This is a genomic window from Streptomyces sp. CA-278952, from assembly GCF_028747205.1.
Classification (GTDB): domain Bacteria; phylum Actinomycetota; class Actinomycetes; order Streptomycetales; family Streptomycetaceae; genus Streptomyces.
Map to the genome: position 1 here is coordinate 4,286,983 of NZ_CP112880.1, position 24,528 is coordinate 4,311,510.

General features: G+C 70.7%; 23 protein-coding genes. 11 read left to right on the forward strand and 12 right to left on the reverse strand.

Annotated features, from left to right (window positions below; all coding sequences use genetic code 11):
• The first annotated feature begins 402 nt into the window (after positions 1–402).
• From N7925_RS19140 to N7925_RS19170, 7 genes are all read left to right on the forward strand, one after another.
• Entirely contained in the window at positions 403–822 is a 420-nt protein-coding gene (locus tag N7925_RS19140; RefSeq protein ID WP_274344573.1) for a hypothetical protein, read from the forward strand.
• The gene (locus tag N7925_RS19145; RefSeq protein WP_274344574.1) at positions 819–2,639 is read left to right on the forward strand and encodes an alpha/beta hydrolase; all 1,821 of its coding nucleotides are present in this window, start codon (positions 819–821) and stop codon (positions 2,637–2,639) included. Before N7925_RS19140 ends, N7925_RS19145 begins: the two co-directional genes overlap by 4 nt.
• 293 nt (positions 2,640–2,932) lie before the next feature.
• The gene (locus tag N7925_RS19150) at positions 2,933–3,196 is read left to right on the forward strand and encodes a hypothetical protein (protein WP_274344575.1); all 264 of its coding nucleotides are present in this window, start codon (positions 2,933–2,935) and stop codon (positions 3,194–3,196) included.
• A gap of 230 nt (positions 3,197–3,426) precedes the next feature.
• On the forward strand, positions 3,427–5,865 hold the full coding sequence (locus N7925_RS19155) for an alpha/beta hydrolase (protein ID WP_274344576.1): 2,439 nt from the start codon (positions 3,427–3,429) through the stop codon (positions 5,863–5,865).
• Complete coding sequence (locus N7925_RS19160; RefSeq protein ID WP_265600762.1) at positions 5,862–6,446, forward strand: hypothetical protein; 585 nt, start codon at positions 5,862–5,864, stop codon at positions 6,444–6,446. Before N7925_RS19155 ends, N7925_RS19160 begins: the two co-directional genes overlap by 4 nt.
• Positions 6,447–6,595: 149 nt before the next feature.
• Complete coding sequence (locus tag N7925_RS19165; RefSeq protein ID WP_443032349.1) at positions 6,596–7,591, forward strand: C40 family peptidase; 996 nt, start codon at positions 6,596–6,598, stop codon at positions 7,589–7,591.
• Positions 7,592–8,023: 432 nt separating this feature from the next.
• On the forward strand, positions 8,024–8,755 hold the full coding sequence (locus N7925_RS19170; protein WP_265600763.1) for a phosphatase PAP2 family protein: 732 nt from the start codon (positions 8,024–8,026) through the stop codon (positions 8,753–8,755).
• Positions 8,756–8,946: 191 nt separating this feature from the next.
• On the opposite strand, the gene N7925_RS19175 is transcribed toward N7925_RS19170, so the two are convergent.
• Positions 8,947–9,237, reverse strand: a complete 291-nt coding sequence (locus N7925_RS19175; RefSeq protein ID WP_274346610.1) for a hypothetical protein — start codon at positions 9,235–9,237, stop codon at positions 8,947–8,949.
• A 201-nt stretch (positions 9,238–9,438) separates the two neighbouring features.
• Here N7925_RS19175 and N7925_RS19180 point away from each other — a divergent pair, with 201 nt between their 5' ends.
• Positions 9,439–10,299, forward strand: coding sequence for a hypothetical protein (locus N7925_RS19180; RefSeq protein WP_265600764.1), 861 nt, complete (start codon positions 9,439–9,441; stop codon positions 10,297–10,299).
• Between the two features lie 260 nt (positions 10,300–10,559).
• A complete protein-coding gene (locus N7925_RS19185) occupies positions 10,560–10,763 on the forward strand; it encodes a hypothetical protein (RefSeq protein ID WP_215107999.1) in 204 nt (67 codons plus the stop codon).
• Between the two features lie 45 nt (positions 10,764–10,808).
• Here N7925_RS19185 and N7925_RS19190 read toward each other — a convergent pair whose 3' ends face one another.
• Positions 10,809–11,192 carry a metal-sensitive transcriptional regulator gene (locus N7925_RS19190; RefSeq protein ID WP_274344578.1) on the reverse strand — a complete coding sequence of 128 codons (384 nt, stop codon included), beginning with the start codon at positions 11,190–11,192 and terminating at the stop codon, positions 10,809–10,811.
• A 331-nt stretch (positions 11,193–11,523) separates the two neighbouring features.
• On the opposite strand from N7925_RS19190, the gene N7925_RS19195 reads away from it, so the two are divergent.
• Both N7925_RS19195 and N7925_RS19200 read left to right on the forward strand, forming a co-directional pair.
• The gene (locus tag N7925_RS19195) at positions 11,524–12,144 is read left to right on the forward strand and encodes a DUF47 domain-containing protein (RefSeq protein ID WP_026290881.1); all 621 of its coding nucleotides are present in this window, start codon (positions 11,524–11,526) and stop codon (positions 12,142–12,144) included.
• A gap of 5 nt (positions 12,145–12,149) precedes the next feature.
• Positions 12,150–13,148, forward strand: coding sequence for an inorganic phosphate transporter (locus tag N7925_RS19200; protein ID WP_265600766.1), 999 nt, complete (start codon positions 12,150–12,152; stop codon positions 13,146–13,148).
• A 164-nt stretch (positions 13,149–13,312) separates the two neighbouring features.
• On the opposite strand, the gene pstB is transcribed toward N7925_RS19200, so the two are convergent.
• The 10 genes from pstB to N7925_RS19250 all read right to left on the reverse strand — a co-directional run bounded on the left by pstB (position 13,313) and on the right by N7925_RS19250 (position 24,461).
• On the reverse strand, positions 13,313–14,089 hold the full coding sequence (pstB, locus tag N7925_RS19205) for a phosphate ABC transporter ATP-binding protein PstB (protein WP_274344579.1): 777 nt from the start codon (positions 14,087–14,089) through the stop codon (positions 13,313–13,315).
• Positions 14,090–14,128: 39 nt separating this feature from the next.
• The gene (gene pstA / locus N7925_RS19210; protein ID WP_265600768.1) at positions 14,129–15,211 is read right to left on the reverse strand and encodes a phosphate ABC transporter permease PstA; all 1,083 of its coding nucleotides are present in this window, start codon (positions 15,209–15,211) and stop codon (positions 14,129–14,131) included.
• Complete coding sequence (gene pstC / locus N7925_RS19215) at positions 15,208–16,200, reverse strand: phosphate ABC transporter permease subunit PstC (RefSeq protein ID WP_265600769.1); 993 nt, start codon at positions 16,198–16,200, stop codon at positions 15,208–15,210. Before pstC ends, pstA begins: the two co-directional genes overlap by 4 nt.
• A gap of 201 nt (positions 16,201–16,401) precedes the next feature.
• On the reverse strand, positions 16,402–17,538 hold the full coding sequence (gene pstS / locus N7925_RS19220; RefSeq protein ID WP_265600770.1) for a phosphate ABC transporter substrate-binding protein PstS: 1,137 nt from the start codon (positions 17,536–17,538) through the stop codon (positions 16,402–16,404).
• 267 nt (positions 17,539–17,805) lie between these two features.
• The gene (locus tag N7925_RS19225; protein WP_274344580.1) at positions 17,806–18,255 is read right to left on the reverse strand and encodes an NUDIX hydrolase; all 450 of its coding nucleotides are present in this window, start codon (positions 18,253–18,255) and stop codon (positions 17,806–17,808) included.
• Positions 18,252–19,475 carry a CHAD domain-containing protein gene (locus N7925_RS19230; RefSeq protein WP_274344581.1) on the reverse strand — a complete coding sequence of 408 codons (1,224 nt, stop codon included), beginning with the start codon at positions 19,473–19,475 and terminating at the stop codon, positions 18,252–18,254. The genes N7925_RS19225 and N7925_RS19230 overlap by 4 nt, the downstream gene beginning before the upstream one ends.
• Complete coding sequence (locus N7925_RS19235; protein ID WP_265600773.1) at positions 19,462–21,711, reverse strand: RNA degradosome polyphosphate kinase; 2,250 nt, start codon at positions 21,709–21,711, stop codon at positions 19,462–19,464. Before N7925_RS19235 ends, N7925_RS19230 begins: the two co-directional genes overlap by 14 nt.
• Before the next feature lie 391 nt (positions 21,712–22,102).
• Complete coding sequence (locus N7925_RS19240) at positions 22,103–23,113, reverse strand: ABC transporter permease (protein WP_274344582.1); 1,011 nt, start codon at positions 23,111–23,113, stop codon at positions 22,103–22,105.
• On the reverse strand, positions 23,110–24,027 hold the full coding sequence (locus N7925_RS19245) for an ABC transporter ATP-binding protein (protein WP_265600775.1): 918 nt from the start codon (positions 24,025–24,027) through the stop codon (positions 23,110–23,112). The genes N7925_RS19240 and N7925_RS19245 overlap by 4 nt, the downstream gene beginning before the upstream one ends.
• The gene (locus N7925_RS19250; RefSeq protein ID WP_265600776.1) at positions 24,024–24,461 is read right to left on the reverse strand and encodes a GntR family transcriptional regulator; all 438 of its coding nucleotides are present in this window, start codon (positions 24,459–24,461) and stop codon (positions 24,024–24,026) included. The genes N7925_RS19245 and N7925_RS19250 overlap by 4 nt, the downstream gene beginning before the upstream one ends.
• Between the last annotated feature and the right edge of the window lie 67 nt (positions 24,462–24,528).

Genomic DNA, 24,528 nt, shown 5'->3' on the forward strand with positions numbered 1-24,528 from the left:
GGATCTCGCACGTTTGACCGGGGCGCCCGTCCTGACCTGCGGCTCGTCCGGCTCTTCACGCACACGCCTGGTTACTCTATGTATCACGGGGTGTGACCAGGAGCAACGACGGTGGCCATGGGTTCCCGCCGCGGTTGCAGCGTTCGCGGAGCACGGCGTGTTCGTATGCGCCGTTCGAGAGCCGTCGGTGCGCCGGTCGGCCTCCTGCTGGTGAGGGTGGTGGTGCTCGGCTCCCCCTTCGTTCGGGTGAACCGGGCGGCTCGGCGGGGACCGGTGCCCCGCTCGGCCCGGCCGGGAACCACGGGACCGGTGGCGTACGGCGCCGGGACCCGACGGGTGTGCGTACGGCATGTCGCTCACCGCGTATTTGGCACAGTGCCGCTCCACGATCAGAGGAGCGGGGTGAGCGGTGTGGGCGGAGTGACCGTGGTCGGGCAACCGAACGATGGCGGGGAGCGGTTCGGGGCGCCGGCCGGATCGGCGGGAGCGGCGGCCGGGGGCGGGGATCTTCGGCACAGCGGCGGTCCGTGGCTGCGTGCCGCCGGCGGAGCCGATCAACTGGTCGCGCACCTCCGCCCGGTGAGGGGCGAGCTGGAGGCGGCGCACCGGGGCTTGATCGCCGGAGCCGGGGCTCTGGACGCGCTGGCAGAACTGAACTCCGTGCGTGCCTCGTGGGAGCGCCGGATCGAGGGCGCGCGAGGCGAGTGCGGGAGCCTCGCCGAGAAACTGCGGGCGGTCGTCCGGGGCCAGGCGCAGGCCAACGAGGCGGTGAAGAGCGGCTTCGACGGGGTGAAGACGCCGGGCGGTGGCGGCGAGTGGTGAGCGGACGGGGCGGTGGTGCCGGTTCAGCCCTGACCTGGACCGCGTTACGTGAGGTGAAGTGCGCCGAACTGGAGCAGGCGGCGGACGGCTGGGGGCGGGTCAGCAACCGTGCCGACGCGGCCCGGGACCGTGTCGAGGGCCAACTCCTGCCCGTTCTGCGCAACACCCAGAAGGGAGAGGCGGTGGGCGCGGCCGTGGGGCGGCTGCGGAGGCTGGGGACGAACTTCCAGTACATCTACACCGAGTGCGGGCTGCTGCGGACCACGCTGAACAGCCTCGCCCATGAGATCAGGGCCCAGCAGCGTGTGTTGCAGGGGGCGCTGGACGATGCGGCGGCGCTGCGGTTCACCGTGCACGCGGACGGTTCGGTGGCGTATCCGGCGGCGGGCGAGGGTCTGGTCGACGGGAAGCCGTTGGCGGGCGGGACGGCGTCCGGGGTTCCGAACCCGGGCATGGTCACCCCTTCGGGTCTCGTAGCGCCCAACCCGAACGCCGGCAAGGCCCAGGACATCGCGGACCGGGTGGCGCAGGCCGTACGGACGGCGGCCGACGCGGACTGGCGGTACACCAGGATTCTGCGGTCGCTGAAGGCGCAGGAGGGACTGGGCGTCCCGGCCGCGACTTGGAAGGACGCCGCGGCCGATGCGGCGGCGGTGCGGGAGGCGGCGGGCAGCTACCTGAGGAACGCGATCCCGCACGATGCGAGCCCGGCGGAGCGCAAGGCGTGGTGGGCCGGGCTGACGGACGAACAGCGGGAGGAGTACCTCGCGGTGTACCCGGATCAGATCGGCAACCTGGACGGGATCCCGGCCCTCGTACGGGACGCGGCGAACCGGGACAACCTTCAGCTGCTGATGGGGAAGCTGGAGGGGCGGGACGACGAGGATTCGGCGACCAAGCTCGCGGCACTGCGGGAGATCGACCGGCAGTTGAGGGCGGTGCCGCGGGCGGGGGAGCCGCCGATGTACCTGCTCGGCATCGGGGATCAGGGAAACGGTCGGGCGATCGTCTCGTACGGGAATCCTGATACGGCGCGGAATGTGGCGGCTTATGTTCCGGGGTTGAATACCTCGTTGGATGAGGAGTTTGCCACGAACGACCTGAAGCGAGCTCGTGACCTGTCCATCGTATCGAATCGTCATGGTGAACCTGCCGCTGCAATCACGTGGCTCGGATATGACGCACCGCAGTCACCGGATGGGCTCGGGTCTCTTTCTGTCGCTGCGGATGGCAGAGCGGAAGATGGTGGCTTGGCCTTCCGTGAATTTATGGGCGGAATCGAGGTAGCTAACGAGAATCAAGATCCTCACATGACGGCCATTGGTCACTCATACGGCTCGCGGACCGTTGGGTCCGCTGCGCAGTATCCAGGCGGAATTCCCGGTGTTGATGACATTGTGTTCGTCGGGAGTCCGGGAGTGGGGGTCGATAGTGCGGACGCACTCGGAGTGGGTCGGGATCATGTGTTCGTCGGAGCAGCTGCCAATGATGTTGTGACCAAACTTCCATCCAAGGGCGAGTTCGCGGTAGGAGCGTCCGAGATGCTGGTCGGCGGGCCAGTCGCAGCTTATGTCTTCGGTGGACTAGCCGACAGAGGGGACGACGATGTCTGGTTCGGCAAGGATCCGGCCAGTGAAGCATTCGGGGCCCAACGATTCGAGGTAGGAGCTGGGCCGCCCCTGGTCGGTGAGGGGAGGGTCACGATCGATGCCCACTCGGAATACTTCGACCCCGAGCTCGATAGGACGTCGGTCGAAAATATGGCCTTGATCGCCGCAGGGCACGCGAACAGGATCCAAAGAGAAGAGCCTCGCTAATGGATAGAGCCCGATTGATTATCGTTATCACTCTTTTGGGGACATTGCTGGCAGGGTGTGCAGGGGATCGGGGTGGAGACATGGATATGCAGGATGCGGCTGAGCGCGCCGATGGCTTGCTCGACAGCGTTCTAGCCGAGATCGAGCCGAGTGTACTTTGGGTGCACGGTCCGACGACGACGGGAAGTTGCACGGTTACTCGGAGGCGGACGGTCATGACAGTCGTCTCTGCTCAGCGAAGAGGAAGTCTCCTGGGTGTAGTGGATCGGTTCTGGCGGAGGAGCGGCTATCGCGTGACGGCCATCAATAGCCATTTCGATGCTCCCGCGATCTTCGTGAAGACGCAGGAGGGGTTCCAAGTGAGCCTGACTGTCGCTGACAAGGGTCAAGTGCATTTCGATGTGGACAGCCCCTGCGTCCGCCGTTCCGAAGTCGCCGACTCCACCAGCCGTGCCACAGCGTTTCTCGATCCGGAAGCGCGGCTCATCCCCCGCCCCAACATTCACTCCGAATTCTGGTCGGCAGGAGCCCCCGGGGTGGCGGCATCAGGGTCGTGATCGGGGCAAGCTGGCTCAACTGGGTCGGTAGGTAAGGGTTTTGAGCCCTGTATTGGGCCCTGGGGCCCATGTCGTGTCCCCTGCCCGTGTGGTCGCATACGCGGAGTGACTGATCTGTCGCCCGTTCCGCCCACTCACGAGGTAGGGGACTGCTCTTGTCCGGCATACGAAGAAGCGCGGTCCCTGTTGGCGTCGATGTAAGCGCTGCCGTAGCGGATTCGGGGCGGTTGATGCCCCGGCCGTTGCAGGCGGTGCTGATCCTTCTTCACGTTCTCTTCGTGGCCACCCTGGTGGGCGCGGTCAGGGCCCTGTCGACGGCGGCCTCGGTGGACGCTGTCGACGGGTACCTCCTCGGGCTGTTGCTCTACGCGTCGTTACCCGGCATCGGCGCCTTCGTGCTGTCGCTGTACGTCCGTAAGGGCGGCGTCCGGGTCTGGTACGGGCTTCTCGCCGTTCAGGCGTGGATCGTCCTCGGCGCCCTCGCCGAGCTGAGCGGCGGGGCCGGGGCGGGGGGTGTCGCCCGGCTGGTGATACCGACGGCCGGCATCGTGCTGCTGTGCCGGCCGGGGAGCCGTCGATGGTTCCGGAGCGGTCTGGAGCAGCGGGCCGAGCAACGGCTGTTCAGCCTCGGCCGGATGATGAAGCTCCGCCGCGACGCCGGGCAGACCGCGCTGGAGTATCTGGGCCTCGTCCTCGTGGTCGTCGCGCTCGTCGGCGGGCTGACGGCCACCGGAACCGGCAGGCAGCTCACCGCAGAGATCCGTAGCGCGATCTGCGAACTCACCGGTGGCTCGTGCCCGGCGTCGGGGCAGGACGTCGTGGCCGGCGGCGGAAGCGCCGGCGGGAGCGGCAACGGCAGCGGCGGCGGTGACGGCAGCGGTGTCGGCAGCGGTGACGATGATGCTTCGGGTGCCGGTACGGACGGGGGTGCTGGTGCCGACGGCGGCGGTGGTGACGAGTCCAGTCTTACCGGGGGTGTCGGCGGTGCCGATACCAGCGGTGGCACGCGTGACACCGGAGGGACCGCGACCACCGGAAGCACTGGCGGCACTGGCGGTACCGGCGGCGCTGGTGGAACTGGGGGAGACCGCGGCAGTACCGCCGGGAGCGCCAGCAGCGGCGGCAGCGGCTCCGGTGACGCCGTCGGCTCCGGGAACGCTTCAGGTGCCCAAGGGGGTGACCAAGGCGGCGGTGCCTTTCCCCCGAGCGATTCCCTTGTGCCGGTCGACGCGGGTAGACCCGCGGACCCCCATGGCGGCGGGTTCCTCGACGGGTTCCTCAGGGACGGGCTGGGCGGCGACGTGCAAGGGGTCGTCGACGCGGTGCTGCGGCCGGGCGAGAGCGGTCAGCGCATCGTCGACCAGTGGGGGCGCGACACCCAGGGCGCGGGTGAGAAATGGGGGCGGGGCGACTACGTCGGCGCTGTCTGGGACTGGAACAAGGCGGTCGGCGGCGCCGGCGCCGGGCTGGCGATACCCGGCTCCGGGGCGCGGGTCGACGCCGAGGTGCGGGACGCCGAGCGCGCGCACCTGAGCGGGCGGATCCCGCAGAACGCCACGCCCGCCGGGAACAAGGCCTGGTGGGACGGGCTCTCGCCCGAGGAGCGCGATCGGTACATCGAGCTTGTCCCGGAGCGGATCGGCAATCTCGACGGCATCCCGGTCCTCGCGCGCGACGCCGCCAACCGCAGGAATCTCCCCGCGCTCATCGACAAGCTGGAGGGCGTCGACACCGACAAGGCCCGTGACCAGCTGGCCGGGCTGCGGGAGATCGAGCGGCAGCTCGAGGAGGACGGGAAGCCGCCCATGTATCTCATCGGGATCGGTGACGAGGGCAACGGGCGGGCCATCGTCTCGTTCGGCAATCCGGACGCCTCCCAGCACGTGTCGGCATACGTACCGGGGCTCAACACCTCGCTCGACGAGGAGTTCGCCAAGAACGACCTCGGGCGGGCCCGGGACACCGCGATCGGGGCGCAGGGGTACGACGACTCGACTGCGTCCATCGTCTGGCTCGGGTACGACGCGCCGCAGCTGCCGGACAAGGACGGGGCGGCGGGCTACTTCGCCGTCATGGGCACGGGGCGCGCCGAGAAGGGCGGGGCGGCCTACCGCGACTTCATGGGCGGGATCTCCGTGACCAACCAGAACAAGGACCCGCACATGACGGCCATCGGACACTCCTACGGGTCCCGGACCGTGGGCGCCGCCGCGGCCCGGCCCGGCGGGATCCCCGGGGTCGACGACATCATCCTGGTCGGCAGTCCGGGGGTCGGCGTCGACCACGCCGTGGACCTCGGTGTCGGCAGTGAGCACGTCTTCGTGGGGGCCGCCGCCAACGACCCGGTGACCAAGCTGCCCTCGAAGACCCAGGTGGTGGTGGGCGGCATCGGGCTGGCCCTGGGCGGCCCCGGTGGGGCCTATCTGGGCGGCGATCTGGCCGATCCGGGCGACGACGACCTGTGGTTCGGGAAGGATCCGGCGAGCAAGGCGTTCGGGGCGCGGCGCTTCCCGGTGGCCGACGGACCGCCGCTCGTCAGTGGGAGCGGTGTCAGTCTGGACTCGCACTCGAACTACTTCAGCCCGGAACGCGATGCCGTGTCCGCGGACAGCATCGCCCTGATCGTGTCGGGCAACGCCGACCGGCTCAAGATGGAGGAACCGAAGTGAGTCGAGCGAAGCGGGCTCTGCCCCTCGGCGCGGTCGTCCTTGCCCTGGGGGTGGTGCTGTCCGGGTGCGGCAGTGAGGACGGAAGCGCGCGCGACGGCGGCGTGAGCACCGGGAAGGAGCGCGGGATGGACATGCAGGAGGCTGCCGAGCAGTCCGACGCGATGCTGGACGCCGTCCTGAAGGGCATCGACCCCGATGTGCGGTGGGCGCACGGGCCGACCACCACCCGCGCCTGCGGTGTGACCCGTCGGCGGGCCGTCATGACCGTCGTCTCCCCCGAACTCCGTCAGACGTTCCTGGACCGTGCGGAGACGTTCTGGCGGAAGAACGACTACCGGATCAAGGCGGTCAACAAGGATGAGAAGTTCCCGGCGGTCTACGCGGTCACGAAGAGCGGTTTCGGTGTCAGCGTCTCCTTCCGGGGGAAGGGACAGGCCTTCCTGGAGGCCGACAGCCCGTGCGTGAAGGAGTCCGATGTCGCCGCTCCCACCGCCGAGCCGAACGGTCCGGCGTACAAGGACGTCTATCCGCTGCCCCGTCCCAACGTGCGCTCCGACTTCTGGTCGGGGGACGGCGGCTGAGGCCGCGTCACCCATGGTGCCGGTGAGCCGTCGGCGCCCCCGTGTGCTTCGGGTGCGCCGGGTGTGCCGCGGATGACTCGTACACACCGTCGAAAACGGCTCTGAAGCGCGCCCCGATGGGGGATGGTTGAGGGGTGCGGAAATTCTGGGTGTTCGGTGGCATCGGCGTCGGCATGGTCATGTGCTTCCTGGCGCTGCTCGTCGTCGGTACGTACTCCGCCGCCGCCGGGCTCGCCGGGCCGGGGGGCGGCGGTGCAGTCGCGCTGGCCAAGGGGGCGGTCCCGGCGCGGTTCCAGCCGCTGGTGCAGAAGTGGGGCAACCTCTGCCCCGCCATCAACCCGGCGCTGCTGGCCGCGCAGTTGTACCAGGAGAGCGGCTGGAACCCGCAGGCGCAGAGTCACGCCGCCGCGCAGGGCATCGCCCAGTTCATCCCCGGTACGTGGGCCACGCACGGGATCGACGGCAACGGCGACGGCAAGCGGGACGTGTGGGACCCCGCCGACGCGATCCCCTCGGCCGCCTCGTACGACTGTGAGCTCGCCGGGTACGTGAAGAAGGTGCCGGGCGACCCGACGAGCAACATGCTCGCCGCGTACAACGCCGGCGCGTACGCGGTGATCAAGTACGGCGGCGTCCCGCCGTACAAGGAGACGCAGAACTACGTCAGGATCATCCGCTCGCTGGAGAAGAGCTTCGCCCGGCCCGTCGGCCGCGTCACGCCCTCCCGGCAGGCCGCCGGGGCCCTCTACTTCGCACAGAAGAAGCTCGGCACGCCGTATCTGTGGGGCGGTAACGGGACGCCGGAGCAGCAGGGCCGGTTCGACTGTTCGGGACTGACCCAGGCGGCGTACCGGACCGTCGGCATCGAGCTGCCGCGCGTCGCCAACGACCAGTACAACGCGGGCCCGCATCCCTCGCGGGACGAGCTGCTGCCGGGGGATCTGGTGTTCTTCTCCGACGACCTCACCAACTCGCGTGCGATCCGGCACGTCGGGATGTACGTCGGGGGCGGCTATATGATCAACGCGCCGTTCACCGGCTCGGTCATCCGGTTCGACAAGATCGATACGCCGGACTACTTCGGTGCGACACGGGTCACGAAGGACGGCGCCGCCGCCCTTCCGACGGATCTGCCCACGGGGTGACGGATGTCTCCCGGATGTCTCCCGCGCATCCCCTGGCGGTGCCCGGCGGTTCCCGGTGTCCTTCCGTAAGGGTGTACCGTCCGGGGCTTCCGGAGCGGCCCAGGGTGCTGACGGGCAGTCGGCCGTGGTCGGAACTCTCTGTGAAGCCTGGGCCCTGAGCTGCGATGACGAGTCACTCTTCGATAACGTCATGGTGATCATTCGGTGGAGAGCGGAACGCACACGACGACCGGGCCGTTCCCTGGACAGGGGACGGGAACGGCAGCGCACCGACCATGCGTCCGCACTGACCACGCGTCGCAGCAGTGATGCAGTACGGCGATGGTGTGCAGTGCGTTAGCGGTCAGCACCGGACACGGGGGTTCGACCACGGCGGCGTGCAAGGACGCGCGTCGCAGCAGAAGAAGCAGACAAGGCAAGGGGCCGCAGCAGATGGCTGGACTCGAACTCGACGGGTCGAACCCGGACGTCAGTCTGCTCTACGACATCAACGGCCTTGCGAAGGCCGCTCCGACCTGGTTCGACCGGGTCATGGAGTTCGTCGGCGAGTACGGGATCATGTTCGGCCTGGTGCTGGTGGGCCTGTGGTGCTGGTGGAGCATGCGCAAGCGTGGGACGGCCGAGGACTCGGTGACGGCTGCCGCCGCCATCGTCTGGGCGCCGCTCGCCGCCGCCATCGCGATCCTCGTCAACGTCCCGATCCGCGGTTTTGTCGAACGGCCGCGCCCGTTCAACGACCACGAGGGCCTTGAGGTCCTGATCCACGGCAAGACCGACTTCTCGTTCGTCAGCGACCACTCCACCCTGGCGATGGGCATCGCCGTCGGCATCTTCGTGGCGAACCGGAAGTTCGGCTTCGTCGCGATCGGCCTCGCGCTCTTCGCCGGTTTCAGCCGGGTCTACATGGGCGTCCACTACCCGACCGACGTGATCGGCGGATTCGCCCTCGGTACGGCGGTCGCCCTGCTGCTGGCCCCGCTCGCCATGGCGTTGCTGACCCCCCTGATGGCGGCGATCGCCCGCTCGCCGCGGGTGGGCTGGTTCGTCCGGTCGAAGAGCGCGCCCGTCGCGTACGCGGACGAGCACGGCGAGGCGATGGGCATCCCCGAGCCGCGGCCCGGTTCCGGACGGGCAGACCCGGGGGAGAAGGACCTGGCCGCCTGACGGTCTCCGTCGGTCTCCGTCAGCCCCCGTCAGTCCTCTGGATCTCGGTCGGCCTGGTTCTGTCTCCGTCCGTCTTCCCTCTCTCTCCCCGCCCGCCCCCTCTTCAACTGATCGAACGGTTCTTACGATCCCCCGGACGCCCCCGCGCGTCCGGGGGATCGTGCTCAGGCCCCGCGCCGCGAGCGGGCGGGTCAGGGGGTGGCGAGGTGTTTCGCCGCGTCGGTACGGGCCAGGTCCCGGGACCTGCGCGCCGGGCCCGACCAGCCGCAGGTGCAGCGGGCCAGGCAGAACGAGCCGCGTTCGATCGTCGTGGCGCTGTGCCCGGCAGGCGGGCCGGGCGGGGGAGCGGAGGCGGAGCCGGACGGGGGCCCCGGGGCGGTGGGGGCCAGGACCACGACGGGGGCCGCCGAGGGAGCCGGGGCTGTCCGGGTGCGGGTGCGGGGGACGGTGGTGCGGGCCGGGGCGGGGAGATCCTCATGCACCCGACCACGGTACTGGCCACAGCCGGCGAACGGGGGGCCGCGTACGGGCTGCTGCCCACCGGGCACCGCACCCGGTGACGGGACCCACGCTCCCCCGCCGGGCCACAACGCGCCGGGGGCGCGTGACGAGGGGCGTCGGCGGTCGTTATGCGGGGCGGGTGAGGGCTCGGCCGGGCGGTAGTCGTTGGGGGTTGGCAGGCGATGGCGGTGCAGCAGTACAGGGACGGAGGCAGGGCCCGTGCTGTGCGCGCCCTCGCCGCGGCCGGAGTGATCGCGGTCAGCGCCGGGTGTTTCGGCGGGGACGCGGGGAGCGGCGCGAGCGACGGTTCCGGGCGGCGCTCCGTGGCCGCCGATCGTCCGCTCGATCTGCTCGGGCAGGCGGCGGACGTACTCGTCGAGGCGGGCGGCGCGGAGACCCGTACGTCGATGGAGACGGCGGCGGGCGGGACGCGGGTGACGATCCGGGGGCAGGGCTCGTACGACTTCCGCCGGCAGCTGGGGCGGCTCAAGGTGGTGCTGCCCGAGGAAGCCGCGGGTGCGGACGGACACCGGCCGATCACCGAGCTGCTGGCCCCGGGGACGTTGTACATGAAGAACCGCGGTGCCGGGGTGCCCGACGACAAGTGGGTCAGGATCGACACGACCACGCTGAAGGACGGCAACCTCCTCACCGGCGGGGCCACCGACCCGATGGCGGCGGCCGAACTGCTGCGCGGCGCGGCCGATGTGACCTATGCGGGGAAGTCCGAGCTGGCCGGGGTGACGGTGCATCACTACCGGGGGGTCGCCGATCTGGGCCGGGCGGCCCGGGCCGCGTCACCGCAGTCGCGCGGGGCGCTGAGCGCGGCGGCGAAAGGGTTCAGCAAGGACGCCGTCCCGTTCGACGCCTACCTGGACGAGGACGGCCGGCTGCGGAAGGTGCGGCACCGGTTCACGTTCTCCGCCGAGGGCCCGGAGGTGTCGGTGGTCTCGACACTGCTGCTGTACGGGTTCGGGCTGCCGGTCACGGTGACCCTGCCGGACGAGGACGCCATCTACACCGGCGAGATCCGGCAGGGGTGACGGTGGCGGGGGCGACGACGGGGCGGCCGGGCGACGGGACCGGGCGGCGTCGGTGTTACGGGGCGGGCGGCGTCGCGTGTTGGCGGCCGGGGCGGACCGGGCCGGGGCGGGGCGGGGCGGCCGGGACGGGCCGGGTGGTGGGGCCGGTTGGGAGGGGGCGCAAATGGCCCGTCCGTGCCATGCGCGGTGCCTATCGCGCTCCCTAGGCTGGGAAGCCGGTGTGCCAGGGGCAGGTGACGGCCGGGAGACGGCAGAGAGAGGTGACGCAGGTGGTGACGCTCAGCGCTCCGAACGCTCAGGACTGTGTGGCCCTCGCCGAGATCGAACTGTGCGGCGAGCTGATGATCGCCGCGTCGGCGGCGGGCGAGGAACGCCTCAGTCCCGACCGGATCGACGAAGTGCTCGACGTACGCGGTGCGGAGTCCTGGGCGACGGTCCCCCGGCAGGCCGCTCGCCGGGGGTGACGCCCGCTTTCCTCCGCACCGCCACCGCTCACGGGGTCGCGCGTCTCAGGTGCGGAGCAGGCGGGCGATGGCCTTCGTGGCCTCCTCGACCTTCGCGTCGACCTCCTCGCCGCCCTTGACGGCCGCGTCGGCGACACAGTGGCGCAGGTGCTCCTCCAGGAGCTGGAGGGCGAAGGACTGGAGCGCCTTGGTGGACGCCGATACCTGGGTGAGTATGTCGATGCAGTAGACGTCCTCGTCGACCATGCGCTGGAGGCCGCGGATCTGGCCCTCGATGCGGCGGAGCCGTTTGAGGTGCTCGTCCTTCTGGTGGTGGTAGCCGTGAATGCCGCGGTCGTGGTCGGTGACGATGTCCACGGGGGCGGCCGCCCCCGCGTCCGGGGCCGCCACGCCCGTTGATTCCGTCCCCGTGGTCCCGGTCGTGGTCATCTGCGTCCTCCCGTTGCTGTCCTCTGAGTGTCCCTGCCGGTAAGTGTCCCTGCCGGAAGGGGGAAATGCGGAACCCTCGGGCCCGCTGTTGTGCCGTGGGGGCCGTGCCGGACGGTTCCGCCGCCCTGCCCCGCCCTGCCACGCCCGCACCGCACCGTGCCGAGTTGATACCCCTGCCGGGTATATGGTAACGAATCCCGCCGAACCGTGACCGGGGGTCCGTGCTGATCGACGTGTCCGATGGGCGACACTGAAGAACGCCGGTTAGCCGTGGCCGGATGATGCGCCTAGCATCAGCCTGACCGAATCCAAAGCACCCCGAGGACCCCACGTGCGCTTTCGTCTGACCCCCAGGGAGACGAGCTTCTACGACATGTTCTCCGCGTCCGCGGACAACATTGTCACGGGCTCGAAACTCCTGATGGAACTGCTCGGGGCGGATTCTGCCTCCCGAGTCGAGATCGCGGAGCGTATGCGGGCAGCGGAGCACGCGGGGGACGATGCCACCCACGCGATCTTCCACCAGCTGAACTCCTCCTTCATCACGCCGTTCGACCGCGAGGACATCTACAAGCTGGCGTCCTCGCTCGACGACATCATGGACTTCATGGAGGAGGCCGTCGACCTGGTCGTCCTCTACCAGGTCCAGGAGCTCCCCAAGGGCGTCGAGAAGCAGATCGAGGTGCTGGCCCGGGCGGCGGAGCTGACCGCCGAGGCCATGCCGGGGCTGCGGACCATGGACAACCTCACCGAGTACTGGATCGAGATCAACCGCCTGGAGAACCAGGCCGATCAGGTCCACCGCAAGCTGCTGGCCCAGCTCTTCAACGGCAAGTACGACGCCATGGAGGTGCTGAAGCTCAAGCAGATCGTGGATGTGCTGGAAGAGGCGGCTGACGCGTTCGAGCACGTCGCGAACACCGTGGAGACCATCGCGGTCAAGGAGTCCTGAACCTCGTGGACACCTTTGCGCTGATCGTGACCATCGGGGTCGCGCTCGGCTTCACGTATACGAACGGCTTCCACGACTCCGCGAACGCCATCGCCACCTCGGTCTCCACCCGGGCGCTGACCCCGCGTGCGGCTCTGGCGATGGCGGCGGTGATGAACCTCGCCGGCGCCTTCCTGGGCCAGGGGGTCGCCAAGACCGTCAGCGAGGGCCTGATCGCGACGCCCGTGGGGCAGAAGGGGATGGGGATCCTGTTCGCGGCGCTGGTCGGCGCGATCATCTGGAACCTCATCACCTGGTACTACGGCCTCCCCTCCTCGTCCTCGCACGCCCTGTTCGGCGGCATGGTCGGGGCGGCGCTGGCCGGCGGCACGGACGTCATCTGGTCCGGGGTGCTGGAGAAGGTCGTCATCCCGATGTTCATCTCCCCGTTCGTCGGTCTGATCGCCGGCTATCTGGTGATGGTCGGGATCATGTGGATGTTCCGGAAGTCCAACCCGCACAAGGCCAAGCGCGGCTTCCGGATCGCGCAGACGGTCTCGGCGGCGGGCATGGCGCTCGGCCACGGCCTCCAGGACGCGCAGAAGACGATGGGCATCGTCGTGATGGCCCTGGTCATCGCGGACATCGAGGGCCCCAACGACGAGATCCCCGTCTGGGTCAAGATCGCCTGTGCGCTGATGCTCTCGCTCGGTACGTACGCGGGCGGCTGGCGCATCATGCGGACCCTCGGCCGCAAGATCATCGAGCTGGACCCGCCGCAGGGCTTCGCGGCGGAGACGACCGGCGCCTCGATCATGTTCGGTTCGGCGTTCCTGTTCCACGCGCCGATCTCGACGACGCACGTCATCACCTCCGCGATCATGGGCGTCGGGGCCACCAAGCGGGTGAACGCGGTGCGCTGGGGCGTCGCGAAGAACATCATCCTGGGCTGGTTCATCACCATGCCGGCCGCGGCGCTGGTCGCCGCGCTGAGCTACGGAGCGGTTCTCCTGCTCTTCGGCTGAGCCGCCGGTGCCCGGTGATCCGACCGGGTTGGTTACACGTGTGGGTCCGCCCCCGTTCTCGTACGAGAACGGGGGCGGACCCTTTCGCCTTGTGGTGGCACCGCCATGCAGCACCGCAAGGCTGTCTGTGGGGTGGGACGGAGAGGCGTGGTGGCCGGGGTGGCTCAGCCGAAGCGGCCGGAGATGTAGTCCTCCGTGGCCTGGACCGACGGGTTGGAGAAGATCCGCTCCGTCTCGTCGATCTCGATGAGCCGGCCGGGCTTGCCGACCGCCGAGAGGTTGAAGAACGCGGTGCGGTCCGAGACGCGGGCCGCCTGCTGCATGTTGTGCGTCACGATGACGATCGTGAAGCGCTCCTTCAGCTCGCCGATCAGGTCCTCGATGGCGAGCGTCGAGATCGGGTCCAGCGCCGAGCACGGCTCGTCCATCAGCAGGACCTGCGGCTCGACCGCAATGGCGCGGGCGATGCACAGGCGCTGCTGCTGGCCGCCGGAGAGTCCGGAGCCGGGCTTGTTGAGGCGGTCCTTGACCTCGTTCCAGAGGTTCGCGCCGCGCAGGGACCTCTCCACGACGTCGTTGAGCTCGCTCTTGCGGTAGCTGCCGTTGAGCCGCAGCCCGGCCGCCACGTTGTCGAAGATCGACATGGTGGGGAAGGGGTTGGGGCGCTGGAAGACCATGCCGATCGTGCGGCGCACGGTGACCGGGTCGACGCCCTGGCCGTACAGGTCTTCGTCGTCCAGCAGCACCTTGCCCTCGACGCGGCCGCCGGGGGTGACCTCGTGCATCCGGTTCAGGGTGCGCAGGAACGTGGACTTGCCGCAGCCGGAGGGGCCGATGAAGGCCGTCACGGAGCGGGGCTCCACGGTCATCGAGATGTCCTCGATGGCCTTGTGGCTGCCGTAGTAGGCGTTCAGACCGCCGATGTCGATGCGCTTGGCCATGGAAATCACTGCTTCTTTCGGGGGTCGCTGTTGGCCGCGTCAGCGACCGGTCTTCGGGGCCTTCCAGCGGGCGATGCCGCGAGCCACCAGATTGAGGATCATGACGAAGGCGATCAGGACCAGGGCCGCGGCCCAGGCGCGGTCGTAGGACGCGACCTCGCCGACCTTGTACTGCTCGTAGATGTAGAACGGCAGCGAGGACTGGTCGCCTTCGAAGGGGTTCGCGTTGATCTGCTGGCTGCCGAAGACCACCAGGATGATCGGTGCGGTCTCCCCGGCGACGCGGGCGATGGCCAGCATGACGCCGGTGGTGATGCCGCCGATCGCGGTGGGCAGGACCACCTTCAGGATGGTGCGCCACTTCGGGATGCCGAGGGCGAGGGAGGCCTCGCGGAGCTCGTTGGGGACGAGCTTGAGCATCTCCTCGGTGGAGCGGACCACGACCGGCACCATCAGGATGGTCAGGGCCAGGGAGCCCATCAGGCCCGACGACTCGATGCCGACGATCAGCATGATCGACAGGATGAAGAGACCGGCGACGATGGACGGGATGCCCGTCATCACGTCCACGAAGAAGGTGACGGCCCGTGCGAGCGCGCCCTTGCCGTACTCCACGAGGTAGACGGCGGTCAGCAGGCCGATCGGCGCGGAGATCACCGTGGCGATTCCCACCTGCTCCAGGGTGCCGATCAGCGCGTGGTAGACGCCCCCGGTGTGCTCGGCGCCGAGCACACCGTTCATGGAGTGGGTGAGGAAGTGGAGGTCCAGACGCTCCATGCCCCGACTGGCGGTCGTCCAGATCAGGGAGACGAGCGGGACGACCGCGATGAGGAAGCAGACCCAGACGACGCTGGTGGCGAGGCGGTCCTTGGCCTGGCGCTGGTTCTCGACGACCGTCGTCGCGATGTACGAGATGACCACGAAGAGGAGAGCCGAGAGCAGCCCCCACTGGATGCGGCTGTGCAGACCGGCGGCCAGACCCGTGCCGACGCCGAGCGCGATGGCGACGGCGGCGAAGCCGAGGGGGGCCCAGCGGGGCAGCGTCCGGCTGGAGAGGCTGGTCCCCCGGGGCGCCGAGGGGGGCGTCTTCCGGTCCTGCAGGGCGGTGGGTGCGTGGCTCATGCGTTGGCCCCCGAGTACTCCTTGCGGCGGGCGATGATGAGCCGGGCCGCGCCGTTGACCAGCAGGGTGAGGACGAACAGGACGAGGCCGGAGGCGATCAGGGCGTCGCGCCCGACCTCGTTGGCCTCTCCGAATTTCGCCGCGATGTTCTGGGCGAAGGTTCCGCCGCCCGGGTTGAGCACGTGCAGGGAGATGATGAAGCTCGGCGACAGGACCGTGGCGACGGCCATCGTCTCGCCGAGTGCGCGGCCCAGCCCCAGCATGGAGGCGGAGATCACGCCGGAACGTCCGAAGGGCAGGACGGAGAGGCGGATGACCTCCCAGCGCGTGGCGCCGAGGGCGAGCGCGGCCTCCTCGTTCATCTTCGGGACCTGGAGGAACACCTCGCGGCTGACGCTGGTCACGATCGGCAGAATCATGATCGCGAGCAGGATGCCGACGGTGAAGAGCGAGCGGGCTACGCCGACCTCGGTCTTCTCGAAGATGTAGGTCCAGCCGAAGAACTGGTCGAGCCAGAGGTTCAGGCCCTCCAGATACGGGACGAGGACCAGGGCGCCCCAGATGCCGTAGACGATGCTGGGCACCGCGGCGAGCAGGTCGATCACGTAGGCGAGGGGCGCGGCCAGCCTGCGCGGCGCGTAGTGCGAGATGAACAGGGCGATGCCGACAGCGATCGGAACCGCGATGACCATCGCGATGATCGAGCTGACGACGGTGCCGAAGAGCAGGACCGCGATGCCGAAGACCGGCGGGTCGCCGGCCGGGTTCCAGTCGAAGGTGGTGAGGAAGTTGCCCTCGTTCTCCGAGAGGGCGATGGCGGAGCGGTAGCTGAGGAACACGGCGATCGACGCCATGATCACGAGCAGCAGGATGCCGGAGCCGCGGGAGAGGCCCAGGAAGATCTTGTCGCCCATGCGCCCGGTGGGCCGGGGGCTGGGCCGGTGGGCCGGCGGCGCCGGTGGCGTGTCTATCGGTGTGGTGGAAGCCATGGTCTTTCCGGTCTGTGTGGGGGAGCGGTGAGCTCCCCTGGCGGCGGTGCACCGGATGGAGAGTGGGGCGGGAGGCGGGCCGGTCCGGAGGGGTGCGCCGGGCCGGCCTGCCGGTGGCGCGTCACGTCGGTGGCGCGGGGCGCCGGTGACGGGTTGCGCCGGTGGGCGGGCGGGCCCGGTGGGGGCCCGGCCGCCCGGGTGTTACGAGAGGGAGCCGATGGTCTCGCGGACCTTGGCGTTGATCTCGGCCGGGATCGGGGCGTAGCCGGCGTCGGTCAGGATCTTCTGGCCGTCGTCGGAGGCGGTGTAGGAGAGGAAGGACTTGAGCGTGTCGAGGGTCTCGGCCTTGTTGCCGGTGTCGCAGACGACCTCGTACGTCACCAGGACCAGCGGGTAGGCGCCCTCGGCCTTGGTGGTGTAGTCGAGTTCGAGCGCCAGGTCCTTGCCGGTGCCCTTGACCTTGGCGGCGGCGATGGCCTTGGAGGCGTTCTCCGAGGTGGCCTTCACCGGGGTGGCGCCACCGGTGTTGATGTCCACCGTGGTGATGCCCTGGGACTTGGCGTAGGAGAGCTCGAAGTAGCCGATCGCGCCGTCGACCTGCTTGACCTGGGCGGCGACGCCGGAGGAACCGGACGCGGCCTGGCCACCGGGGGCCGGCCACTTCTTCTCGGCCTCGTACTTCCAGTCGCTCGGGGCGGCGGCGCCGAGGTACTTGCCGAGGTTCTGCGTGGTGCCGGAGTCCTCGGAGCGGTGGAAGGCCTGGATCGCCTTGTCCGGCAGCTCGACGCCGTCGTTCAGCTTGGCGATCGCCGGGTCGTTCCACTTCTTGATCTTGCTGTCGAAGATCTTGGCGAGGGTCGGGGCGTCCAGGACGAGGGTGTCGACGCCCTCCAGGTGGAAGCCGACCGCGACCGGGCCGCCGACCATCGGGAGGTTGATGCCCTGGCCGGTCTTGCACATCTTCTTCGACTGGGCGACCTCGTCGGGCTTCAGCGCCGAGTCGGAGCCGGCGAAGCCGACGGTGCCCTGGTTGAAGGCGACGATGCCCTCGCCGGAGGAGGAGGAGTTGTAGTTGATCTGCACACCGTCACAGGCGGCCATGTAGTTCTTGACCCAGAGGTCCATGGCGTTCTTCTGAGCGCTGGAGCCGGAGGCGCGGAGCTGGCCCTTGGCCTTGCCGCAGTCGACGTCCGAGGCGGCGGTCGTCTTCTCGCCCGCCCCGGCCGTTCCGCCGCCGGTGTTGTCGTCCGAACCGCACGCCGTGAGGACCAGGGCGCCGGAGACGGCGAGGGCACCGAGCGCGGTGGCACGAAGCCGGTTCTTGCGCTGAAGCTTCACTTTCGGGTGTTCCTTCCAGGAGCCGCCGTGGTCAGTTCGTTCTACGACGGCGTGCGATGAGGAGCGGTGCTGTGGCTTGCCGCCGCGCACCGTGTACGTCCGAAATTAGGCAGAACAGGTGAAGCCGCCGACGGGGGCGGGTGAACGGCAGGTGAACCGTGTCGGGCAGGTGGGTGCGGGCCGGTCCGGGGCGGTGGCCGGGGCGCGGTGCCGAGCGCGATCGGGGCGCGGCTGCGGAAGGTGGTGCAGGGCGGGCCGGAGCGCAGGTCAGGGCGCGGCGAGGGTGTCCAGCAGGGCGGTCAGCTGCCGGACGTCGCGGGGCTGGGTGAGCCGGACCCGGGCGGCGTCGGGGGTCAGCCACAGGATGCGGTCCACCTCGTCGTTGGCCGTGAAGGAGCCGCCGGTCGCCTCGGCCGCCCAGTAGGCGACCTCCTTGGGCCGGCCGTCCACCGGGTAGCGGGAGGTCGGCAGCCGGTCCCCCGGGGCGCAGTGGTGGCCGGTCTCCTCCAGCACTTCCCGTACGGCGGCGGCCAGCGGGTCCTCGCCGCGCTTCAGCTTGCCCTTGGGGAAGGACCAGTCGTCGTAACGGGGCCGGTGGACCAGGCAGACCTCGACCCCGGCCCCGTCCGGGGCGCGGCGCCACAGCACGCAGCCCGCGGCCCGGACGGGGCCCATGCGGTCCTTCACGGGCCCGGTGGCCCCCGGGTCCCCGCTCATGGGGTGCTCAGGGCCGCGGCGTACGGCCAGGTCTCCCGGAAGACGGCCCGTGCCGCCTCCACCTCGTGGCGCTGGTCCGCGTGGAGCACGCCCAGCGCGTACGCCGTGGCCGGGGCGATCCGGGGGGTGCGGGCCGCCGCTGCCGCCGCCCCGGCCGCCTCCACGGCGTCCCGGTGCAGGTCGAGGGCGTGGCCCGCGCCGGTCAGGGCCGGGTCGGCGGCGCCGAGGACGACCTCGTGGGCGTACCGGTGCAGCCGCAGCAGCAGGCGGGTCTGGTGCCACGCCGCGTCCTGTGCCTCGTTGTACGGCTCCGTGTCGTCGGGCGGCAGGGCGGCCACGGCGGTGAGGAGGCGTTGCTCGGCGTGTTCGGCGGGCTCCATGAGGGCCTCGGCGGTCCGGCCCGCGGGGCCGGGAGCCAGGGGGACGTCGGAGGCCAGGAGCGCCACGGCGTCGGCGACCGCGTGGAAGCGGGAGGAGCCGAGCGCCTGGAGGGCCGCGGAGTGGGACCGGGTCCGGGCGAGGGTGAGGCGGCGTTCCAGCAGGGCCCCCGCCCGTGCGGCGCCGACCCCGAGGGCGGCGCGGCCCTGGAGGTCGGAGGCGGCGCTGTCCCCGGCGGCCCGGACGCCCCGGGCTGCGGGGAGAGCGGGGCCGGAGAGCTGGTGCAGGGCCTCGACGAGCCGGGTGAGGCGGCCCGCGTAGGCGTGTTCGCGGGCGAGGATGCCGGAGAGCCAGGCCAGTTCGGCGCGGAGCTGATCGGCCCAGAGCGGGTCGAGCGCGGCCCGGAAGGTGTGCAGGCAGCCGCTGATCCGGCGGGCCGAGCGGCGCAGTGCGCGGGTGGCGGCCGCGGCGTCGCGGCCGCCGGACTCCGCGGGGGCGCTGTGCTCGTGGTGCAGGCGCAGGCTCCGCAGAAACTCGGCGGCCTGCCCCCGGAGGTAGGGCGCGAGGACCGCCTCCGTGGTCAGGTCCCCGGTGGGGCGGGAGCCGGTGGGGTCCGGGGGGCGAGCCGCACCGGTGGCGTCGGCGAGGCTCCGTGTCCGCGGTCCCGTGGCGTCGGCGAGGCGCTGTGCCCCCGGTCCGGTGGCCTCGGCGAGGCCCTGTGTCCCCGGTTCCGGGGGGTGTGCCCCCACTCCCGTGGCCTCGGCGGGCGGCGCGTCCGGTGGGGTGCCGGGGGCCGCGTCCGGCGTCGGCCGGGTCGTCGTCTGCTGGTCAGGGCGTCGCACGCCTGCGCCTCCGGGCGTCGATGAGCATTTCCTGGACGTGCCGCAGCGGCTGGCCGTCCGCGTCCGTGGCGTGCCGGGTCCAGTTCCCGTCGGGGCCCAGGTGCCAGGAGGCGGTGGTGTCGGCCATACCGGTCTCCAGGAGTCGGCTGAGTGCGGCGCGGTGGGCGGGGTCGGTGACCCGGACCAGGGCTTCGATCCGGCGGTCGAGGTTGCGGTGCATCATGTCGGCGCTGCCGAACCACACCTCGGGCTCGCCGCCGTTGCCGAAGGAGAAGACCCGGGAGTGTTCGAGGAAGCGGCCGAGTATGGAGCGGACCCGGATGTTCTCGGAGAGCCCGGCGACGCCGGGGCGGATCGCGCAGATCCCGCGCACCCAGATGTCGACGGGGACGCCCGCCTGGGCGGCCCGGTAGCAGGCGTCGATGATCGCCTCGTCGACCATCGAGTTGACCTTGATCCGCACGTAGGCGGGGCGGCCGGCGCGGTGGTGGGCGATCTCCTTGTTGATCCGGGCGATCAGCCCGTCGCGCAGGGACTTCGGGGCGACCAGGAGGCGGCGGTAGGTCTCGCGGCGGGAGTAGCCCGAGAGCCGGTTGAACAGGTCGGAGAGGTCCGCCCCGACCTGCGGGTCGGCCGTGAGCAGGCCGAGGTCCTCGTACAGCCGGGCCGTCTTGGGGTGGTAGTTGCCGGTGCCGACGTGGGAGTAGCGGCGCAGCGTGTCGCCCTCCTGGCGGACGACGAGGGAGAGCTTGCAGTGGGTCTTCAGCCCGACGAGGCCGTACACGACGTGGCAGCCGGACTCCTCCAGCTTGCGCGCCCACTTGATGTTGGCCTGCTCGTCGAAGCGGGCCTTGATCTCGACGAGGACGAGGACCTGCTTGCCGGACTCGGCGGCGTCGATGAGGGCGTCCACTATCGGGGAGTCGCCGGAGGTGCGGTACAGCGTCTGCTTGATGGCCAGCACGTCCGGGTCGCCCGCCGCCTGCTCCAGGAACGCCTGGACGGAGGTGGAGAACGAGTCGTACGGGTGGTGGAGCAGGACGTCGCGCTCGCGCAGGGCGGCGAATATGTCGGGCGCGGAGGCGGACTCCACCTCGGCCAGGTCCCGGTGGGTGCCCGCGATGAACTTGGGGAACTTCAGCTCCGGCCGGTCCAGCGAGGCGATGGCGAACAGCCCGGTCAGGTCGAGCGGTCCGGGCAGCGGATAGACCTCCGCGTCGGACACCTTCAGCTCGCGGACCAGCAGGTCAAGGACGTACGGGTCGATGGCCTCCTCGACCTCCAGGCGCACCGGCGGGCCGAACCGGCGGCGCATGAGCTCCTTCTCCAGGGCCTGGAGAAGATTCTCCGTGTCGTCCTCCTCGACCTCCAGGTCCTCGTTCCTGGTGACCCGGAACATGTGGTGCGCCAGCACCTCCATGCCCGGGAACAGCTCCTCCAGGTGGGCCGCGATGACGTCCTCGATGGGGACGTACCGCTGGGGCGAGGCCTCCAGGAAGCGGGTCAGCAGCGGCGGGACCTTGACCCGGGCGAAGTGGCGGTGGCCGCTGACCGGGTTGCGGACGACGACGGCGAGGTTGAGGGAGAGCCCGGAGATGTACGGGAAGGGGTGCGCGGGGTCGACGGCCAGCGGGGTCAGGACCGGGAAGACGCGCTGCCGGAAGAAGGTGAACAGGCGGGCCTGCTCCTTCTCGGTCAGGTCCGGCCAGCGGATCAGCTGGATGCCCTCGTCGGACAGGTCCGGGGCGATGTCCTGCTGGTAGCAGGCGGCGTGCCGGGCCATGAGTTCGCGCGACCGGGTCCAGATGAGGTCCAGGACCTCGCGGGGCTGGAGGCCGGAGGCGGAGCGGGTGGCGACGCCGGTGGCGATGCGGCGCTTGAGGCCGGCCACCCGGACCATGAAGAACTCGTCCAGGTTCGACGCGAAGATGGCGAGGAAGTTGGCCCGCTCCAGGATGGGCGTGTTCGGGTCCTCGGCCAGCTCCAGGACCCGTTCGTTGAACGCGAGCCAGCTGCGTTCGCGGTCCAGGAAGCGGCCCTGGGGCAGCTCGTCGCCGTCCCGGTCGGGCTCGTAGGCGTCCGCGTCGGCGTCCAGATCGGGATCCAGATCGGCGGCGGTGGAGAAGCCGACCCCGTGGGAGGCGGGGGTGGCGTGCGGCCGGTGTGCGGCGAGTGAACCGACGGACGGCTGGGCGGCGGGCTGGACCGGGACCTCGGAGCTGGGCTGCTGGCTCATGGACCTATTGTTCCGCGCTGAGCGCTCCTCAGGCGCGTCGGAGCCCGGAAAGATCGCGGAAGGCCCGGGAAACCCCGGGTCACGGCCGGGGGAGCCCTGAGTGGCGTTTCCCCGGGCTCTCCCGTTGCGGCGGGGGGCGGGCACAGCTGGCTGCATCCCGCGAGCGTCGCAAGGGCGTCTGAATGGCCGGTAACGGCGACATGACGTACAGGAAGCGGTGTGCCTGCGGGTGGGCCTCGTCGTCACTGTACGTGTTCAGCGCGCCGGGTTGCCGAGCGGGGGCGGGCGTGCGTGTTCGGCGCGCTGGGCCTCCGGGGGCGGCCGTACGTGCTCGCCGTCCGGGCCCACCCTCGTGGGGCCCGGACGGCGGTCCTTCCGCGGGCGGGTGCGCTCAGCCGTGCAGGCGGCGCAGGACCCGGAAGGCGGCGAACACGGCGAGGGCGGCGAGGGCGAGCAGGATGCCGGTCTCGACGAGCTGGAGGGGCCAGTAGTGGGAGGCGGGGTGCACCTCGGCGAACGGGGTCACCCCGCCCCGGTCGCGCATACAGGCTTCGTAGCCGTCCACCGAGCCGGCGTGGTAGCAGTCCCGCCAGTACACCTTGCTGCCCGACGCCGTGAGCATGCCGCCTTCCAGGTGCCAGTCGCTGTCACGCAGCAACTTGGGGCCCTCGCCCTGACGGAGGACGGCGGGCCACAGCAGGTACCGCCGCGTGCTGAGCCCGATGCCCACCGCCGCGAGCACGAGCGCGCTCAGGGACATGGACAGCAGGGTGCGGCGGACGAGCACCGCGCACAACGCCCCGACCGCCACGGCCAGCAGCGCGTAACCGAGGATCGCGGGCCCGGTGCCGGGGAACACTCCGTCGGCGTGCCATCTGAGCCCAGGGCTGTACGGGCCCGCCCGCAGAGCCCACAGCCCCCAGCGGTAGGCGAGGACCAGGACCGTCAGGCCGGTGACCGTGAGCGCGGCGGGTACGGCCAGCCGGGCGGCCAGCCAGTGGGCGGGGGAGACCGACTGCGTCCAGGCCGGCCGGAAGGTGCCGCTCTCCAGTTCGCGGGCGATCATCGGGCCCGCCACGAAGATGCCGATGAGCGCGGCCAACAGCACCAGCGCCGTGCCGCCGTCAGCCAGATACGTCTCGGTGGACGTATGGGCGTTGCTGGAGACGAAGACGTCATCGCCGCACGGAGTCGTGTCGCCGTCGGCGCACAACACCTTCGAGGAGGCCATCCAGACGCGGTGCGCGACGACGATGCCGATGCCGAGGACCAGCAGGGCGGCTCCGGCCCAGAGGGCCTTGCGGTGCACCCGCAGCAGCACCCGCACGGGCCCCCGCAAGGTGGCGCGGGCGGGCGTGGGGGCGGTGGCCGCGTCGGGTTTCGGGGGCGTCAGCGTGCTCATGCGGCTGCCACCTCCGCACGGGCCGCGTCCGCGACGACGCTCGCGCTCGGTGTCAGCAGCGGCGGGGCGTCCGGGGAGCGGAGGTGGGCCAGCAGTAGCTCCTCCAGGGACGGTTCCGTGACGGCCCAGGCGGCGGTGTCCACGGGGCCCTCCTTCCTGACGAGTGCGGTGAGCTGACGGCCCGTCGTGCGAGATTCGACGACGGTGTGCGGGGAAAGGTCCTGCGTCCGGCCGGTGAGGAGGGCGTGGGCGGAGACGATGTCCTCGGCCTCGCCGCCGAGCCGGACGCGTCCGCCGTCGACGAACAGGAGGTAGTCGCAGGCGCCCTCCAGCTCGGTGAGGATGTGCGAGGACATCACGATGCTGGTGCCGTGCTCGGCGGTCTCCGCCATCAGGACGCCCATCAGCTCGTGCCGGGCGAGGGGGTCGAGGTCGGCCATCGGCTCGTCCAGCAGCATCAGTTCGGGCCGCTTGCCGAGTGCGAGGGCCAGCGCGAGGCGGGTGCGCTGCCCGCCGGAGAGGGTGCGGACACGGGCCTTGCGCGGCAGCGGTCCGGCGATCCGGTCGGCGGTGGCGCGGTCCCAGCGCCCCGGGTTCAGCTCGGCCCCGGCCCACAGCGTGTCGGCGACGGTGAGCTGCGGGTACAGGGGCTTGTCCTGGGAGACGAAGGCGACGCGGTCGCGTACGTCGCCGCGGGTGGTGGAGCCGAGGACGGTGAGGGACCCGGCGCTGGGGCGGTCCAGCCCGGCCGCCAGGTGCAACAGGGTCGACTTGCCGGCGCCGTTGGGCCCGACGAGGGCGCAGACGCGGCCGGCGGGCAGCCGGAACGAGCAGTCGTGCAGGGCGCGGTGGCCGCGGCCCCCGCGCCCGTAGGTCCTTCCGAGGCCGTGTGCCTCGATCGCGACGCCGGTCATCGTTCCTCGTCCCCCTTGTACGTGCTGTCGAGTACGGCGGTGAAGAGCGCGCCGACGTCGTCCTTCTCCAGGCCGGCCGCCCGGGCCCGGCGGGCCCAGTCGGCGAGTTCGGTGCGCAGCGGTGCGTCGGCGGCGGTCGCGTCGGCCGCGCCGCCCAGCGTGCCGAGCGTGCCGAGCGTCCTGCGGACGAAGGTGCCGAGCCCGCGGCGGGCCTCGACGAGGCCTTCGCGCTCCAGCTCGCGGTAGGCCTTGAGGACCGTGTTCGGGTTGATCGCGGTGGCTTCCACGACCTCACGGGCGGTCGGCAGCCGATCGCCCGGTTCGAGCACGCCCAGGCGCAGGGCCTGCTTCGTCTGCTGGACGATCTGGAGGTAGGTGGCGACGCCGCTGCGCCGGTCGATGCGGAACTCGACCGCTGCGGATCCGGGTGTCATGTGCTGCACCACCCTTTCACTAATTGAGTAGTGAAAGGGTGGTGCAAAGAAGGGGCGGCGTCAAGTG

What these genes read in the sequence shown, in the direction of transcription:
- N7925_RS19250 (WP_265600776.1), bottom strand. Translation starts at nt 24,461, where the DNA reads ATGACACCCGGATCCGCAGCGGTCGAGTTCCGCATCGACCGGCGCAGC.
- N7925_RS19155 (WP_274344576.1), top strand. Translation starts at nt 3,427, where the DNA reads ATGCCCCGGCCGTTGCAGGCGGTGCTGATCCTTCTTCACGTTCTCTTC.
- N7925_RS19240 (WP_274344582.1), bottom strand. Translation starts at nt 23,113, where the DNA reads ATGAGCACGCTGACGCCCCCGAAACCCGACGCGGCCACCGCCCCCACG.
- pstC (WP_265600769.1), bottom strand. Translation starts at nt 16,200, where the DNA reads ATGGCTTCCACCACACCGATAGACACGCCACCGGCGCCGCCGGCCCAC.
- N7925_RS19245 (WP_265600775.1), bottom strand. Translation starts at nt 24,027, where the DNA reads ATGACCGGCGTCGCGATCGAGGCACACGGCCTCGGAAGGACCTACGGG.
- pstB (WP_274344579.1), bottom strand. Translation starts at nt 14,089, where the DNA reads ATGGCCAAGCGCATCGACATCGGCGGTCTGAACGCCTACTACGGCAGC.
- N7925_RS19225 (WP_274344580.1), bottom strand. Translation starts at nt 18,255, where the DNA reads ATGAGCGGGGACCCGGGGGCCACCGGGCCCGTGAAGGACCGCATGGGC.
- N7925_RS19235 (WP_265600773.1), bottom strand. Translation starts at nt 21,711, where the DNA reads ATGAGCCAGCAGCCCAGCTCCGAGGTCCCGGTCCAGCCCGCCGCCCAG.
- N7925_RS19170 (WP_265600763.1), top strand. Translation starts at nt 8,024, where the DNA reads ATGGCTGGACTCGAACTCGACGGGTCGAACCCGGACGTCAGTCTGCTC.
- N7925_RS19180 (WP_265600764.1), top strand. Translation starts at nt 9,439, where the DNA reads ATGGCGGTGCAGCAGTACAGGGACGGAGGCAGGGCCCGTGCTGTGCGC.
- N7925_RS19190 (WP_274344578.1), bottom strand. Translation starts at nt 11,192, where the DNA reads ATGACCACGACCGGGACCACGGGGACGGAATCAACGGGCGTGGCGGCC.
- pstA (WP_265600768.1), bottom strand. Translation starts at nt 15,211, where the DNA reads ATGAGCCACGCACCCACCGCCCTGCAGGACCGGAAGACGCCCCCCTCG.